Source organism: Micromonospora arborensis (assembly GCF_003205615.1).
GTDB classification, from domain to species: domain Bacteria; phylum Actinomycetota; class Actinomycetes; order Mycobacteriales; family Micromonosporaceae; genus Micromonospora; species Micromonospora arborensis.
In genome coordinates this window covers 25,964-41,630 of record NZ_PYBV01000016.1, presented here as the reverse complement: position 1 = coordinate 41,630, position 15,667 = coordinate 25,964, and the positions used below count along the sequence as shown (strand labels likewise).

Genomic DNA, 15,667 nt, shown 5'->3' with positions numbered 1-15,667 from the left:
TCGACGGGGGCCGTGACGGTGTCGCCACGGCCCCCGTCGGTCAGTCGCGTGCGGCGACCGGCTCCGGCGACGCCGAGTTGTCCTCCGGGCGGTCGCGGGTGATCCGGCCGGGCCACCAGAAGCGGTCGCCGAGCACGAACGCCAGCGCCGGTACCAGGACCGTGCGGACCAGCAGGGTGTCGAGCAGGACGCCGATGCAGACGATGATGCCGATCTGGGTCAGCGTGATCAGCGGCAGCACGCCGAGCACGGCGAACACCGCGGCGAGCAGCACTCCGGCGCTCGTGATCACCCCACCGGTGACCCGCAGCGCGGAGAGCATCCCCTCGCGGGTGCCCCCGCTGCGGGCGTCCTCCCGGGCCCGGGTGACCAGGAAGATGTTGTAGTCCACCCCGAGCGCCACCAGGAACACGAAGGCGAGCAGCAGCACACCGCTGTCCAGTGCCGGGAAGCCCAGCACGTGGTCGAAGAGCAGCCATGCCGCACCGAGGCTCGCGAAGAACGACGCGATCACGGTGAGCACCAGCAGCACCGGTGCGAGCAGGCCACGCAGCAGCAGCACGAGCACGGCGCCGACCAGCAGCAGGATGATCGGCAGGATCAGCCGCAGGTCGGCGTCGTTGGCCATCTCCGAGTCGTAGGTGGCGGCCACGGTGCCGCCGACGAGCGCACCGGACGGCAGGTCGGCACCGTCGACGGCGGGCGGCGCGGAGCCTCCGACCGCGGCGACCGCCGTACGCAGGGCCTCGATGGTGCGGTCCGCGGCGGTGGTGCCCGGCTCGGCGTTCAGCACCACGTCGACCTGGGCGACGGCCGCACCCGCGTCGCCGGGACGTGCCGAGGCGACCCCGGGCACGCCGCTGGCGGCGTCGGTGACCGCGCGGACGGCCGCCGGGTTGGTGAGCACCGCCACCGGCTGGGTGGTGCCGGCGGGGAACGCGCGGGCCAGGGCCTGCGCCCCGGTGACGGCCTCGGGCGCGGCCCGGAACTGCTCGGTCTCGGACAGGCCGGTGCGGATGCCGAGCCCGCCCAGCGCGAGGCCGCCGAGCAGTAGGGTGGCCAGCACCGCGATCACCACCGGTCGGCGGTGCACGGCGGCGCCCAGCCGGCCCCAGAGCCGACCCTCCCGGGCCGGGCCACCGACCCGGGGTACGAACGGCCAGAACAGGCGCCGACCGAGGAGCACCAGCACGGCGGGGAGCACGAACAGCGCCGAGAGCATGGCGAAGACCACACCTGCGGCGCAGGCCACCGCCAGCGCCCGGTTGGTCTCCTGTTCACTGAGCAGCAGGGTGAGGACGCCGAGCACCACGGTGCCAGCGCTGGCCAGGATGGGCTCGGCGGTACGGCGCAGCGCCGCGCGCATCGCCACGAACCGGTCCTGGGCGCGCCGCAGCTCCTCGCGGTAGCGGGCGATCAGCAGCAGGGCGTAGTCGGTGGCGGCGCCGAAGACCAGCACGCTGGCGATGCCGGTGACCTGGCCCTGTTGCAGGTTGATCCCGACGGCCGGCACGATCGTGTCCACCGCGCGCAGGGTGATCTGCTCGGTCACCGCGACCACCACGAGCGGGACGATCCACAAGAACGGGCTGCGGTACGTGATCAGCAGCAGCAACGCGACCACGGCGGCGGTCACCGCGAGCAGGGTGACGTCGGCGCCGTCGAACACCGAGGACAGGTCGGCGGTGAAGGCCGGGGCGCCGGTCACCTCGACGGTCAGGGTGTCGGGCAGGTCCGCCAGGGCGGCGCGTAGCCGGGTGACCGTGTCGGTGACGTCCTCCTGTCCACCGACGGTGTCGAGGGGCACGGCGACGAGGGCGACCGTGCCGTCCGGGGACACCTGGACGGGGCTGATCTGCCCGCCCACCGCGAAGCGGCGCAGGGCGTCGGCGCGGACACCGACGGTGCTCCGGTCGGCCTCGCTCAGCGCGCCGCCGTCGCCGCGGCTCACCACCACGATGGCCGGCTGCACGTCACGGGACGGGAGCTGGTCCTGCAGACGCTGCACCTGGGTCGACTGCCACCGCACGGAGAGACCGGTCGCGGAGACCGGCGCCGGGTTGTCCGGCCGGGGCATTCCGAAGACGGCCGCGCCGACGACGATCGCGGCGGCGACGGTGAGCCAGGCGGCCAACCGGCCGCGGGTGACTCTGGTGAACACAGACATCAACTGACCCCAAGGTCCCTTGAAGTACAAGTATCTTGATAGCCGAGATTATCGAGGGCTGTTCTATGCTGCAACCCGGGGGACCGACGACGGGAAGAGCGGCGCGAGGTGGCGACTCACGGCATGTACCGGCGGCGCGAAACGCGCCGCGAGCAGTTGGTCGCGGAGATCACCAACAACCTCCGGCGGTACGCGGTGGACGCCCAGCAGGTCGGCCACGCCTTCGCCAACCTGCACGGACTCAACCCGACCGACCTGCAGGCGTTGATCGCGGTGATGGACGCCGAGCTGCTCGGTGACCCGATCACCCCCGGCCGCCTCGGTGAGCAGCTCAACCTCTCCTCCGGCTCGGTGACCGCCCTGATCGACCGGTTGGAGCGGGCCGGCCACATCCGCCGGGACCGGGACACCGTCGACCGCCGCAAGGTGCTGCTGCACTACGCCGACCAGGGCGCTGCCCTGGCCATGGAGTTCTTCCAGCCGCTGGGCGCCCGGACCGACACGGTGATGGCCCGCTTCGGCGAGGACGAGCTGGAGGTGGTGCACCGGTTCGTGGCGGAGATGAGCGAGTCGCTGCGGGGCCACCGCGACGCGATGCGCGCCGCCCGACCCGAGTCGTCCCGCCGGTCGACGGGCTGACCCGTGCCGCCCCGGCTCGTCACCCGCCTCGCCGCCGTCGCGCTGCGGTTGCCGCCGACACGCTCCCGCCCGGTGCGGGTCACTCGCGACCTTCCGGTCCGGGCCCGCGACGGCGTGGTGCTGCGCACCGATCACTACGCCCCGAAGGTCCGGGACGCACCGACCGTGCTGATCCGCACCCCGTACGGGCGGGGTGGACCACTGCGGCTGCTCGGCCGGCTGCTCGCCGCGCGGGGCCGGCACGCGGTGATCCAGTCCTGTCGGGGCACCGGTGGTTCCGGTGGGACGTTCGCCCCGCTGGTGCACGAGCGCGACGACGGGTTGGACACCCTGGACTGGCTGCGTCGCCAGCCCTGGTGGTCCGGGCAGCTCGGCATGTTCGGGGTCAGCTACCAGGGGTTCGCGCAGTGGGCGCTGGCCGCCGACGCCGGCGAGGAGTTGCGTGCGATGGTCGCGGTGGTGACCGCCTCGGCCACCCGGGACTCGACGTACGCGGGGGAGTCCTTCGCCTTGGACACCGTGCTGACCTGGGCGGAGTTGCTACACGCGCAGACCGTGCCGTGGCTGGCCCGGCAGCGGGAGCTCAAGCGTGGCCAGCCGCGGCTGGCCGCCGCGCTCGAACACCTGCCCCTCATGGATGCCGACCGGGTGGCCACCGGCGTGACCATCCCGTTCTTCCAGGAGTGGCTGCGCCACCACAACCCGGAGGCCGGGTACTGGCGCAACCGGGTCTTCGCCGACCGGGTGCCCCTGGTGCGGGCGCCGGTGGTCATGGTCACCGGTTGGCACGACATCTTCCTGCCCGCCCAGCTCGACGACCACGCCACCCTGCGGGCCGCCGGTGCGGAGCCACGCCTGGTGATCGGCCCCTGGACACACGGCAGCCCCGGACTGTTCGTGGCCGCGCTGCGGGAGGGGCTGTCCTGGCTCGACGAGCACCTGTTGGCCACGCCACCGGCCGGTCGGCCCTCGCGTGCCGCCGCCCCGGTCCGGCTGTACGTGGGTGGTCCCGGCGGCGGCTGGCGGGACCTGCCGGACTGGCCACCTCCAGCGGTCGAGACCGCCTGGCACCTGCACGCGGGTGGTGAGCTGGCGGTGCGCCAGCCGGTCCCGTCGGCGCCGGACGAATTCCGGTACGACCCGGCCGACCCCACCCCGTCGCTGGGCGGGCCGCTACTCGTCGCCAAGCGGGCCGGCCCGGTGGACAACCGGCACGTCGAGGCTCGCCCCGACGTGCTGACCTACACCAGCGCCCCGCTGACCGGCCCGGTCGAGGTGATCGGTCCGGTACGCGCCGAGATCCACGTCCGCAGCGAGCTGCCGCACCTGGACGTCTACGTTCGACTGTGTGATGTGGACCGTCAGGGCCGCTCGTGGAACGTCTGCGACGGTCTGGTGCGGGTGACACCCGAGCGGTTCCCCGCGTCCGGGGCGTTGCGGGTTCCGGTCTCGCTCTGGCCGACCGCCTACCGGTTCGCGGCCGGACACCGGCTGCGGGTGCAGGTCGCCGGTGGCGCCCATCCGCGGTGGGCGCGTAACCCCGGCACCGGCGAGCCTCTCGGCACGGCGGTCACGCTGCGTGCCGGCTGGCGGCAGATCCTGCATGACCCGGCGCACCCCTCCGCGGTGCTGTTACCGATCATCCACTCTGGTCGGTGATCTCCGAATCAGAAATAAAGTCGCTCTGACCTGGGCATTCATGTATTGATGGGGTTATGGTTGAGCCATCGCCCGGCGTCAGGCACGAGTTGGACCGGGCCCTACCTGAAGCCCGCACCGCGAACACGCGGTGTGACATCGCTTCTGGTCCCCGTACTGTCTGAGAGGGGGGCCGATGACTCGCGCCCCGTCCAATCTGTTAGCTGTCCGCAGCTTGCTCCTCGCCCACCTCAACATCGACCCGAACACCGATCGTGCCGCAGACCTGGAGCCGGCGGAGGTCGGCATCGTCGGGGATCCCGCCCACCGGGGCGGTTACCACTGCGGGTCGGACCGGCTGGACGCCAACGACTACTCGGTGGCGGAGTCACCCCGGGACAAGGCTGGTCTGACCCTCGACGCGGCGGCGCTGGACGTCGGCGGCTTCGAGGTCCGCTCCGGTGGTCGGACGCACACCCTGGCCAGCTTCTCGCTCTGGTGTGTCGGGCAGTGCGCCGCGAACGCGGCCGACACCCGGGACATCCGCGAGATCATCTACAGCACCGACGGCTCGACCGTGAAGCGGTGGGACCGTCTCGGCAAGCGCAGCACGGGCGACAGCTCGCACCGCTGGCACACCCACTTCAGCTTCTTTCGTGACGCGACCAAGGCGGGCCGCGACCAGCGGCCGCTGTTCCGTCGTTACCTCAGCTCCATCGGACTCCTGGAGGAGATCGACATGACCCCCGAAGAACACACCTGGCTGGCCACCGTCCACAAGAACATCACCGTGCTCGACGGCCGCAACCCGATCGGGCAGATCTACACCCGGATGGCGGAGGGTCGGGACGACACCGGGGCCGCGGTCACCGGCCACCCGAACCTCAAGAGCCTCGGCGCGCAGTTGACCGCGCTGCAGGCGGCGCTGACCGTCTTCTCCGGCCGGGACTTCACCGACGAGCCTGCGGTGATCCAGGGCGTGCTGGCCGGCCTGCCGCCGGAGAAGATCGCGGCGGCCATCCCGGCCACCCTCGCCAAGCAGGTCGCCGACGAGTTGGCGCGGCGACTGGCCGTCTGAGCGAGGGGCGGCTCGTACCCGCCGGGTCGCCCCTCCCGGCATCCGCAACGGTTGTTGAGCAATAAGCATTGCGCAACGATCGTTGCGGATGTCATTCTGGCGGCATGGACAGCCCCGACGTACGTCACATCACCGACTCGCGGGTCCTCGCCGCCATGGCCCACCCGCTACGCCGCCGCCTGATGGACGTGCTCAAGGTGCACGGCCCCTCGACCGTCGGCCAGCTCGCCGACCGCACCGACCAGGCACCCGCGAACGTCAGCCACCACCTCAAGGTCCTCGCCGCCGCAGACCTCGTCACCGAGGCCCCCGAACTGGCCCGGGATCGGCGCGAGCGCTGGTGGCAGTTGGTCACCCGAGGGCTGCGCTGGTCCAACACCGACTTCGACGCCGACCCGGCCGCCCGTGCGGTCGCCGACGCCGCCACCTCGCTCAACCTGGACCGGCACGTCGCCCTGGCCCGGGCGTGGCACGCCGCCGACGAGTCGGTGCAGGCCACCTGGAACGACGCGGCGTTCTCCACCGACCACTGGCTGCGCCTCACGCCGGACGAGTTGGCCGAGCTGAGTCACGAGATGATCGACCTGCTCGCCCGCTGGGCCAACCGCGACCTGCCCGACGACGGTGCCGACCGCCGGCCGGTCTTCGTGTTCGTCCACGGCGTGCCGGCCCGCCCATGACCGCCGACACCCGCAGCGACCCGACCCCGACCTCGGCCTCGGCTCCGGCTCCGGCTCCTACCTCGGCTCCGGCTCCTACCTCGGCCTCGGCCCGCCGGGCCGGAGGGCTGCTGCGGCACCGGGACTTTCGGCTGCTCTGGGCCGGTCAGGCGGTCAGCAGCGTCGGCAGCAACGTCACCACGGTCGCGTTGCCCCTGGTCGCGGTCTCCGTCCTCGACGCCGGCACCTTCCAGGTGGCGGTGCTCACCGCCGCGGCCTGGCTGCCCTGGCTGCTGATCGGCCTGCCGGCCGGCGCATGGGTGGACCGGCTGCCCCGTCGGCCGGTGATGGTGGTCTGCGACCTGCTCTGCGCCCTGGCCTTCCTCAGCGTGCCGCTGGCCGCCGTGCTGGACCGGCTCACCGTCGTGCACCTGCTGGTGGTCGCCCTCAGCGCCGGCGTCGCGCGGGTCTTCTTCGAGACCGCCGACCAGGTGTACCTGCCGGTGCTGCTGCGACCCGAGCAACTGCCGGAGGGCAACGCCAAGCTGCAGGCGACCCAGACCGCGAGCTATATCGTCGGGCCCGGCGTCGCCGGCCTGATCGCCCAGCTCATCGGTGCGGTCACCGCTCTGCTGCTGGACGCGCTCACGTTCCTGGTCTCCGCGGTTCTCCTGCTGCGGATCCGTACCGTCGAACCGCGCGTCCGCCGAGTGGAACGGTCCCGGTCACTGCGCCGCGACATCGCCGAGGGGCTGCGCTTCGTCGCCCGAGACCCGTACCTGCGGGTGTTGACCCTCTTCGGCGCGGCCAGCAACATCGGGCTGACCGGCTACCAGGCCGTCCTGGTGGTCTTCCTGGTCCGCGAGTTGCGCCTGGAACCGGGCCTGGTGGGCGCGCTGGTCGGCGTGATGAGCGCTGGCGGGATCATCGGCGCTCTGCTCGCCACCACGCTGGGCCGACGCTGCGGCACCGCGCGGGCACTGCTGATCGGGGCGGTGTTCACCGGCCCGCCGGCGCTGCTCATCCCGCTCGCCGCACCCGGCGTCGGGTTGATCTGGCCGGCACTCGGCGGGGTGCTGATCGGCCTCGGCGTGGCCATCGGCAACGTCGTCAAGGGTGCCTTCCGGCAGACCTACACGCCGCACCACCTGCTCGGCCGGGTGACGGTGAGCATGCAACTGCTCAACTACGGCACCATTCCGGTGGCGGCCGTGCTGGCCGGTGCGATCGGCGCGCGCTACGGCGTCACGACCGCAATCGGAGTGATGACCGCCTGGTTGGCGCTCACCCCGTTGATTCTGTTGATCGGACCGATCCGGAGGCGGCGGGACCTGCCCGCCGCCCCGGCGGCGTCTTGAGTGCGCTGCGACGGCGGCCGGAGGACCGGCCGCCGTCACCGGCACGGAGCTACATCGGGCGGACGTTGTCCGCCTGCGGACCCTTCTGCCCCTGGGTCACCTCGAACTCGACCTTCTGGCCCTCGTTGAGCTCCCGGTAGCCGCTCGAAGCGATGGCGGAGTAGTGGACGAACACGTCCGGCCCTCCACCGTCCTGCTCGATGAAGCCGAAGCCCTTTTCCGAGTTGAACCACTTAACCGTGCCGGTTGCCATGCATCTCTCCCTGTTCAAAGCGGCTGACCCTCGGCCTCTGGCCGATGATCGCCCGTACCTGTCCGACAGTAACGGGCAAAACCCCAATCCGCTGGCCGAAGTGCCGTAGGTCTTCGTGTGAAGTCGGGTGAACTCTGCGCGTCGGCATCCGAAAGCTGCCCCGATCACCCGCCGCTGGGGCATGCTTGCGCCGATGAGGGGTGCCGCAGCCGACGCGCTGACCGAGCTTGAGCGCGAGATCGACGCGCCCGGCGCCGGCCTGGATCGGCTCCGGTTGGTGCCCACCCCGTTCGTGCCCGAGGTGCGGCTGCACCTGGCCGAGGACGCGATCGTCTGGTGGGCTCGAATGGAGGCCGCCGTCGGGCATGCCCTGCCAGCGCCGTACTGGGCGTCCGCCTGGGCCGGAGGCCAGGCCCTGGCCCGCCACCTCCTGGACCACCCGGAACTCGCCGCCGGACGCAGGGTGCTCGACCTCGCCGCCGGATCGGGACTGGTGGCCATCGCCGCGGCGCTGGCCGGTGCCGCACGGGTGATCGCCAACGACATCGACCCCTACGCCGTCGCCGCCGTCACGCTCAACGCGCGAGCCAACCGGGTCGCCGTCGACGCCGTCGGAGACGACCTGCTCGACAGCACCGAAGCCGAGGCCGACCTGGTGGTCGCCGGGGACGTCTTCTACGACCGCGCGATGGCCGACCGGATGCTGCCGTTCCTGCAGCGAGCCGCCGCCGGGGGCGCCGAGGTGCTGGTCGGCGACCCCGGCCGGGGGCACCTACCGGCGGACCGCCTGACGGTGCTGGCCAACTACCCGGTGCCCACCACCGAACCGTCGGTCGACTCGTCGTTACGCCGAGTGCAGGTGCTGCGACCCACCTGAGGTGGGGGCGCCGCCTCAGGGGCGACCCCGAGGCGGATACCAGGGGTGGATGGGGGCTACGACCGGATGCCCAGGGTGGTGCGGCGGTCATAGCGTACGAGGCATGACGCAATGGCTGGCCCAGATCGGAGAACTGCCCGTTCTGCTGCTGATGGGTGCGCTCGGGCTCGTCATGCTCTTCGATGCCGTACCCCTGCTGGGTGTCCTGGTCCCCGGCGACGTGGCGATCCTGGCCGCCGTCGGGGTGGGCCGCCCGACCACCGGGCTGGCCACCTTCGCCGCGGTGCTGGTCGGCTGCCTGGCCGGCTGGTCGCTGAGCTTCCTGATCGGCCGCCGCTACTCCGAGCGGTTGCGACACAGCCGGATCGGCGGCTGGATCGGCGAGACGCGCTGGACGGCCGCGGAGGGAATCCTGCGCCGCGGCGGCGGCCGGATGATGGTCGTCGCGCCGTTCCTGCCCGTGTTCAACGCGCTACTCCCGCTGGCCGCCGGCGGACTACGGATGTCGTACCGACGATTCCTCGGCTGCGCGGCCCTCGGTGCCACCGCCTGGGCCGGTCTCTACCTCGCGCTCGGCACCGCATCCCGGTCGCTCGCCGGGCTGCTGCCCGGGGAGCCCAGTCCGCTGCTGGTCACCATGGGGGTCGGGCTGGTGTTGGCGTCCGTCGTGCTGCTGGGGGCGCGGCGGCGGTTGTTCTCGGTGGCTGGCTGAGGGCTGGGGCTTGCCTTGCTGTTGCTGCTGGTTGCGGTGGGGGGTCGGGGCCTGCCGTGCCCGGCTCCGGGCGGTCAGGCTTGATCCCTGCGCCGGGCACGGCAGGCCCCGACCCCGTCGGTGGTGGCGGCTCGTTCGGGGGAGCCGCCACCACGGACGGGGTTTGATCTTGGTGGTTCTTGGTCAGCGTGTGGTGATTTGGCGGGGCCGGGCTGGCCGGGGCTCGGGTTTACCAGCCTCGGGTTTACCAGCCTCGGGCTCGCCATTGGGGGAGGGACGGTCGTTCCGCTCCCAGGGTGCTGTCCTTGCCGTGGCCGGGGTAGAACCAGGTGTCGTCCGGTAGCTGGTCGAACAGCTTGTGCTCGACGTCGTCGATCAGCGCGGCGAAGCGCTCCGGGTCCTTGTCCGTGTTCCCAACTCCACCGGGGAAAAGACTGTCGCCGGTGAAGAGGTGCGGGGTGCCGGCCGGGTCGCGGTAGAGCAACGCGATCGAGCCCGGGGTGTGCCCCTTGATGTGGATGACCTCCAGCGCGCAGTCGCCGACCGGCACGGTGTCACCGTCGGCCAGGTGCTCCGCCTCGATCGGCAGCCCGGCCGCATCGTCGGCGTGCACCAGCGCCCGGGCGCCGGTCTTCGCGACCACCTCCTCCAACGCCACCCAGTGATCCATGTGCTGGTGGGTCGTCACCACGGCGGTGAGCCCCCCGTCGCCGATCAGATCCAGCAGCCGGGGCGCCTCGTTGGCGGCGTCGATCAGGACCTGGTCACCGGTGCCCGTGCAGCGCAGCAGGTAGGCGTTGTTGTCCATCGGGCCGACCGACAGCTTGCTGATGGTGAGCCCGTCCAACTCGCGTACCGCAGGCGCGCCGCCGTGGGTGACGTCTCCGCTGTATGTCATGACGTTTCTAGATCCATTCCGGTGGAGTAGGCAGGGGACCGTCGGGGGTGACGGAGAGCGGGTCGCCGTCGGCACGGCCGATCAACCAGGCGGCGAGGTCGGGGACGGGACCGGCGACGATCGGGGCGCCGACGCGCTCTCCGATCACCACCTCGTGCACGCCGCCGTCGAGGCGTAGCACCAACGACGGCGGCGTCGGCCCCATGGCGTGGTGGCTGGCGGCCTCGCGCAGCAGCCGGTGGGCGAACGTCTCCGACCAGTCCGCGGGTCGGTAGTCGGCGGCCAGGTCGAGGTGGTGCACCTCGATCTCGCGCAGCCGACCCCACACGAGCAGCGCGGCCGGCCACGGGCCCTTACGGGCCTGCACCGTCGCCGCCCAGCCCTGCGCGGGCATCGCCGCGACCGCCTCGGCGAACCGGTCGGCGGTGCGCCGCAGATCGTCCAGGTGCTCGGCGGGTGGTCGGCCCGCGCCGGTCTCGATGTCGGTGGTGCGGGCCGCCAACGAGGCGTACATCGGCAGCGCCTCGCCGGTGCGGGCCGAGGTGAGCAGATTGACGAAGCCGTCGGCGTTGCGCGCCAGATGCGCCAGCACGTGGCCGCGCGTCCAGCCCGGCAGCAGCGACGCGGCGGCCAGGTCCGCGGCGTCGAAAGACGCGGCGGTACGCAGGAGTCGGCTGGTGGCCGCGTCCACCTCGCCCATCAGCAGGAGCGGATCCGTGGTCACCCGTCGACCCTAGCGGTCCGCCGTCGTGCCGTCGCCGGGGAAATCGCTTTCGGCGCGTCGGCGCGGGACCTACCGTCAGCGGCAGACGCGGCACCGGGACATCGGACGGAGGTGGTGATCATGCCGGACGTGGCACGCGTGTTCCGCCATCACCAGCTTCGACACCGATGAGGATGCCATGACGATCGATCTGACCGCGCTCGGCTGGGATGCCGAGCGGGCGACGTACGCCGCGCGACGCGGCGAGCACCACCACCCGGGCCGGGTGGCCCGGGTCGACCGGGGGGTCTGCACGGTGCTCACCGCGCCCGGCCCGGTCCGGGCCAGCCTGGGCGGGGCGGTGCTGGCCGCCGCGGCCCGGGACCCGTCCGCGCTGCCCTGCGCCGGGGACTGGGTGCTGCTCACCCACTGGCCGGACCGGCGCGTCACCGTGGAGGCGGTGCTGCCGCGGCGGACCGCGCTGATCCGCCGTACCGCCGGCAAGGACGCCAGCGGCCAGGTGCTGGCCGCCAACCTCGACACGGCCGCCGTGGTGGAGCCGGTGCACCCCGAGCCGGACGTGAGCCGCATCGAACGGCTGCTCTCCCTCGCCCACGAGTCCGGCGCCCGGCCGCTGGTCGTACTGACGAAGGCCGACCTGGCGGCCGACCCGGCTGCGCTGGCCCGCCAGTTGGCCGCGGTCGCCCCCGGCGTGCCGGTCCTGCCGGTCAGCGCCGAACGTGGCATCGGGCTGGAGCCACTGCGCGCCGAGGTGACGGCCGGCCGCACACTCGGCCTGCTCGGGCCGTCCGGCGCCGGCAAGTCGAGCCTGGTCAACGCCCTGGCCGGGGCGGTGATGATGCCCACCCAGCCGATCCGGCGGGTCGACGGCAAGGGTCGGCACACCACCACCTGGCGGGCCCTCGTACCGATCCCCGGCGGCGGCGCGGTGATCGACACCCCCGGTGTGCGGGCGGTCGGCTTGCTGGACGGCGCGGCCGGGCTCGACCGGGCGTTCGCCGACATCGCCGGGCTGGCCGAGGGCTGCCGGTACGCCGACTGCGGGCACGACGGCGAGCCCGCCTGCGCGGTCCGCGAGGCGCTGCAGACCGGCGAACTCTCCACCCGCCGGTGGGAGAGCTGGCGACGGCTGCAGGGGGAGGTGTCCCACGAGAGTCGACGGCGGGAGGCGCGGTTGGCGGCGGAGCGGCGCGGTGGGTGGCGCTCGGCCCGGCGGCGGGCAGCCCGGCCCCCCTCGCCCGGGGGTTACTGAGTCGACGCGCGTCGCTCGGGGGTTGCTGGGCCGGGGCGTGCGACTCGCGCGGCCAAGAGCATCTGAACGGCGCGGCCGACCGGGCTGAGCTGGGGGAATGTGCGGGCGGGGGAAACTGTCGTACCTCGGGGCTAGAGTTGCCGAGGCGTGTTTTCCGCGCCCGCACGACCGCTCAGAATCACCCCAGAGCGGGACAGATCCTTCGCTTCGTCTTCTCCCGGGAGTACACGCACCGTGGCCGACCGACTGATCATCCGTGGCGCGCGCGAGCACAACCTGCGTGACGTCAGTCTCGACCTGCCCCGGGACGCGCTCATCGTGTTCACCGGGCTGTCCGGGTCGGGCAAGTCGAGCCTGGCCTTCGACACGATCTTCGCCGAGGGGCAGCGCCGCTACGTCGAGTCGCTCTCGTCGTACGCCCGGCAGTTCCTCGGCCAGATGGACAAGCCAGACGTCGACTTCATCGAGGGCCTGAGCCCCGCCGTCTCCATCGACCAGAAGTCCACCTCGCGCAACCCGCGTTCGACCGTCGGCACCATCACCGAGGTCTACGACTACCTCCGCCTGCTCTACGCCCGCATCGGCGAGCCGCACTGCCCCGTCTGCGGCGAGCGGATCTCTCGGCAGAGCCCTCAGCAGATCGTCGACCGGGTCCTCACCATGGCCGAGGGCACCAAGTTCATGGTGCTCGCGCCGGTCATCCGCGGCCGCAAGGGCGAGTACGTCGACCTCTTCGCCGAGCTGCAGGCCAAGGGCTACGCCCGGGCCCGGGTCGACGGCGTGGTGCACCCGCTGACCGAGCCGCCGAAGCTCAAGAAGCAGGAGAAGCACACCATCGAGGTGGTGATCGACCGACTCACCGTCAAGCCGAGCGCCAAGCAGCGGCTGACCGACTCGGTCGAGGCCGCCCTGGGCCTGTCCAGTGGCCTGGTGCTGCTCGACTTCGTCGACCTCCCGGAGGGCGACCCGGAGCGGGAGCGCCGCTACTCCGAGCACCTGGCCTGCCCCAACGACCACCCGCTCGCCATCGAGGATCTCGAGCCCCGGGTCTTCTCCTTCAACGCTCCGTACGGCGCCTGCCCGGAATGCACCGGCCTGGGCACCAAGAAGGAGGTCGACCCGGAGCTGCTGGTCCCCGACCCGGAGCGCAGCCTGCGCGAGGGCGCCATCCAGCCCTGGTCCACCGGGCACAACCTGGAATACTTCCTGCGCCTGCTGGAGGCCCTCGGCGACGCGCAGCACTTCGACGTCGACACCCCGTGGCGCGCGTTGCCGGCGCGTGCGCAGAAGACGATCCTGCACGGCTCCGACGACCAGGTGCACGTGCGCTACCGCAACAAGTACGGCCGCGAGCGCTCCTACTACACCGGCTTCGAGGGCGTGGTGCAGTGGATCGAGCGCCGGCACTCCGACACCGAGTCCGAGTGGTCCCGCGACAAGTACGAGGGCTACATGCGCGACGTGCCCTGTGCGGCGTGCGGCGGTGCCCGGCTCAAGCCCGAGGTGCTCGCGGTCACCCTCGCGGGCAAGAGCATCGCCGAGGTCTGCAACCTGTCCGTGGGGGAGTGCGCCGACCTGCTCGCCGGCATCGAGCTCACCGACCGGCAGAAGATGATCGCCGAGCGGGTCCTCAAGGAGATCAACGCCCGGCTGCGGTTCCTGCTCGACGTGGGTCTGGACTACCTCTCCCTGGACCGGCCGGCCGGCACGCTGTCCGGCGGTGAGGCGCAGCGCATCCGGCTCGCCACCCAGATCGGCTCCGGCCTGGTGGGCGTGCTCTACGTGCTCGACGAGCCCTCGATCGGGCTGCACCAGCGCGACAACCACCGGCTGATCGAGACCCTGATCCGGCTGCGCGGCCTGGGCAACACGCTGATCGTGGTGGAGCACGACGAGGACACCATCCGCACCGCCGACTGGATCGTCGACATCGGGCCCGGCGCGGGTGAGCACGGCGGCAAGATCGTGCACAGCGGCTCGGTGTCGGCGCTGCTGAAGAACAAGGAGTCGATCACCGGGGCGTACCTGTCCGGGCGGCGGTCGATCCCGACGCCGACGACGCGCCGCCCGCGCGATCCGGCCCGGGAAATGGTGGTGCACGGCGCGCGTGAGCACAACCTGCGCAACCTGACCGTCCCGTTCCCGCTGGGCCAGCTGATCGCGGTCACCGGGGTGAGTGGCTCGGGCAAGTCGACGCTGGTCAACGACATCCTCTACGCGGTGCTGGCCAACCAGATCAACGGCGCCCGGCTGGTCCCCGGCCGACACACCCGGGTCTCCGGCCTGGAACACGTGGACAAGGTCGTCGGAGTTGACCAGTCGCCGATCGGCCGGACGCCGCGCTCCAACCCGGCCACCTACACCGGCGTCTGGGACCACGTCCGAAAGCTCTTCGCCGAGACCACCGAGGCGAAGGTGCGCGGGTACGGCCCGGGTCGGTTCTCGTTCAACGTCAAGGGCGGGCGCTGCGAGGCGTGCTCCGGCGACGGCACCATCAAGATCGAGATGAACTTCCTGCCCGACGTGTACGTCCCCTGCGAGGTCTGCAAGGGCGCTCGGTACAACCGGGAGACCCTGGAGGTGCACTACAAGGGCAAGACCGTGTCGGACGTGCTGGAGATGCCGATCGAGGAGGCCGCCGAGTTCTTCTCCGCCATCCCGCCCATCCACCGGCACCTCAAGACGCTCGTCGACGTTGGCCTCGGCTACGTACGCCTTGGTCAGCCCGCGCCGACCCTCTCCGGCGGTGAGGCACAGCGGGTCAAGCTCGCCTCCGAGCTGCAGAAGCGCTCCACCGGGCGGACGGTCTACGTGCTCGACGAGCCGACCACCGGTCTGCACTTCGAGGACATCCGCAAGCTGCTGATGGTGCTGGAAGGGCTTGTCGACAAGGGCAACACCGTGATCACCATCGAGCACAACCTCGACGTGATCAAAACGGCCGACTGGCTGATCGACATGGGTCCAGAGGGCGGTCACCGGGGCGGCACCGTGCTCGCCACCGGCACCCCCGAGGAGGTCGCCGAGGTGGCGGAGAGCCACACCGGCCAGTTCCTGCGCCAGGTGCTCAAGCTCGACGGCGAGGCAAAGGGCGCGGCGGCCGCCACCACCCGGGCGACCAAGGCCAACGGCGTGACCAAGGCACGGGCCAGCCGCAAGGTGCCGGCCGCCGCGCGCTGACCCTCGACTCTGCCAGGGCGGGTCCGCGCGGGCTCGCGTACACCGGTTGCGGAGGTGGGTCCGCGCGGGCTCGTGCACGCCGGTTACGGGGCGGGTCTGGTTCGTTTCGCGCACGTCCATGCGGCGTGGCCGAAACGAACCAGACCCGTCCCGTTCCATTTCCCGGGTCGGACAGATGCCGCGCTGAACCATCCGGCACAGTTGCCCGTGTGGAGAAGTGTGACCGGCTTTC

Annotated in this window: 13 protein-coding genes; 9 read left to right on the top strand and 4 right to left on the bottom strand. The window is 71.9% G+C overall.

What is annotated here, in order from left to right:
• Positions 1-40 precede the first annotated feature (40 nt).
• A complete protein-coding gene (locus C7C45_RS13315; protein ID WP_110563970.1) occupies positions 41-2,167 on the bottom strand; it encodes an MMPL family transporter in 2,127 nt (708 codons plus the stop codon).
• 123 nt (positions 2,168-2,290) lie between these two features.
• Between C7C45_RS13315 and C7C45_RS13310 the strand changes: the two genes are divergently transcribed.
• From C7C45_RS13310 to C7C45_RS13290, 5 genes are all read left to right on the top strand, one after another.
• A complete protein-coding gene (locus C7C45_RS13310) occupies positions 2,291-2,806 on the top strand; it encodes a MarR family winged helix-turn-helix transcriptional regulator (protein ID WP_110563969.1) in 516 nt (171 codons plus the stop codon).
• Positions 2,807-2,809: 3 nt separating this feature from the next.
• On the top strand, positions 2,810-4,465 hold the full coding sequence (locus C7C45_RS13305; protein ID WP_110563968.1) for a CocE/NonD family hydrolase: 1,656 nt from the start codon (positions 2,810-2,812) through the stop codon (positions 4,463-4,465).
• Positions 4,466-4,640: 175 nt separating this feature from the next.
• On the top strand, positions 4,641-5,522 hold the full coding sequence (locus C7C45_RS13300) for a hypothetical protein (RefSeq protein ID WP_110563967.1): 882 nt from the start codon (positions 4,641-4,643) through the stop codon (positions 5,520-5,522).
• A 104-nt stretch (positions 5,523-5,626) separates the two neighbouring features.
• On the top strand, positions 5,627-6,202 hold the full coding sequence (locus tag C7C45_RS13295) for an ArsR/SmtB family transcription factor (RefSeq protein ID WP_110563966.1): 576 nt from the start codon (positions 5,627-5,629) through the stop codon (positions 6,200-6,202).
• On the top strand, positions 6,199-7,539 hold the full coding sequence (locus C7C45_RS13290) for an MFS transporter (RefSeq protein ID WP_110563965.1): 1,341 nt from the start codon (positions 6,199-6,201) through the stop codon (positions 7,537-7,539). The genes C7C45_RS13295 and C7C45_RS13290 overlap by 4 nt, the downstream gene beginning before the upstream one ends.
• Positions 7,540-7,588: 49 nt before the next feature.
• Here the strand turns inward: C7C45_RS13290 and C7C45_RS13285 are convergent, their stop codons facing one another.
• On the bottom strand, positions 7,589-7,792 hold the full coding sequence (locus tag C7C45_RS13285) for a cold-shock protein (protein WP_007462771.1): 204 nt from the start codon (positions 7,790-7,792) through the stop codon (positions 7,589-7,591).
• Between the two features lie 181 nt (positions 7,793-7,973).
• Here C7C45_RS13285 and C7C45_RS13280 point away from each other — a divergent pair, with 181 nt between their 5' ends.
• Both C7C45_RS13280 and C7C45_RS13275 read left to right on the top strand, forming a co-directional pair.
• A complete protein-coding gene (locus C7C45_RS13280; RefSeq protein ID WP_110563964.1) occupies positions 7,974-8,669 on the top strand; it encodes a class I SAM-dependent methyltransferase in 696 nt (231 codons plus the stop codon).
• Between the two features lie 103 nt (positions 8,670-8,772).
• On the top strand, positions 8,773-9,381 hold the full coding sequence (locus tag C7C45_RS13275) for a DedA family protein (protein ID WP_110563963.1): 609 nt from the start codon (positions 8,773-8,775) through the stop codon (positions 9,379-9,381).
• 244 nt (positions 9,382-9,625) lie between these two features.
• Here C7C45_RS13275 and C7C45_RS13270 read toward each other — a convergent pair whose 3' ends face one another.
• Both C7C45_RS13270 and C7C45_RS13265 read right to left on the bottom strand, forming a co-directional pair.
• Complete coding sequence (locus C7C45_RS13270) at positions 9,626-10,279, bottom strand: MBL fold metallo-hydrolase (RefSeq protein ID WP_110563962.1); 654 nt, start codon at positions 10,277-10,279, stop codon at positions 9,626-9,628.
• 7 nt (positions 10,280-10,286) lie between these two features.
• Positions 10,287-11,003 (bottom strand): maleylpyruvate isomerase N-terminal domain-containing protein, encoded by a 717-nt coding sequence (locus C7C45_RS13265; RefSeq protein ID WP_110563961.1) that lies wholly within the window; start codon positions 11,001-11,003, stop codon positions 10,287-10,289.
• 178 nt (positions 11,004-11,181) lie between these two features.
• On the opposite strand from C7C45_RS13265, the gene rsgA reads away from it, so the two are divergent.
• A complete protein-coding gene (gene rsgA, locus C7C45_RS13260; RefSeq protein ID WP_110563960.1) occupies positions 11,182-12,255 on the top strand; it encodes a ribosome small subunit-dependent GTPase A in 1,074 nt (357 codons plus the stop codon).
• A gap of 234 nt (positions 12,256-12,489) precedes the next feature.
• Positions 12,490-15,435: an excinuclease ABC subunit UvrA gene (gene uvrA, locus C7C45_RS13255; protein ID WP_110563959.1), complete on the top strand. Its 2,946-nt coding sequence runs from the start codon at positions 12,490-12,492 to the stop codon at positions 15,433-15,435.
• Positions 15,436-15,667: the final 232 nt, after the last annotated feature.

Bases quoted from the DNA above. Each gene is read 5' to 3' on its own strand.
- C7C45_RS13315 (WP_110563970.1), bottom strand. From the start codon at position 2,167: ATGTCTGTGTTCACCAGAGTCACCCGCGGCCGGTTGGCCGCCTGGCTC.
- C7C45_RS13310 (WP_110563969.1), top strand. From the start codon at position 2,291: ATGTACCGGCGGCGCGAAACGCGCCGCGAGCAGTTGGTCGCGGAGATC.
- C7C45_RS13300 (WP_110563967.1), top strand. From the start codon at position 4,641: ATGACTCGCGCCCCGTCCAATCTGTTAGCTGTCCGCAGCTTGCTCCTC.
- C7C45_RS13295 (WP_110563966.1), top strand. From the start codon at position 5,627: ATGGACAGCCCCGACGTACGTCACATCACCGACTCGCGGGTCCTCGCC.
- C7C45_RS13290 (WP_110563965.1), top strand. From the start codon at position 6,199: ATGACCGCCGACACCCGCAGCGACCCGACCCCGACCTCGGCCTCGGCT.
- C7C45_RS13285 (WP_007462771.1), bottom strand. From the start codon at position 7,792: ATGGCAACCGGCACGGTTAAGTGGTTCAACTCGGAAAAGGGCTTCGGC.
- C7C45_RS13280 (WP_110563964.1), top strand. From the start codon at position 7,974: ATGCTTGCGCCGATGAGGGGTGCCGCAGCCGACGCGCTGACCGAGCTT.
- C7C45_RS13275 (WP_110563963.1), top strand. From the start codon at position 8,773: ATGACGCAATGGCTGGCCCAGATCGGAGAACTGCCCGTTCTGCTGCTG.
- C7C45_RS13270 (WP_110563962.1), bottom strand. From the start codon at position 10,279: ATGACATACAGCGGAGACGTCACCCACGGCGGCGCGCCTGCGGTACGC.
- rsgA (WP_110563960.1), top strand. From the start codon at position 11,182: ATGACGATCGATCTGACCGCGCTCGGCTGGGATGCCGAGCGGGCGACG.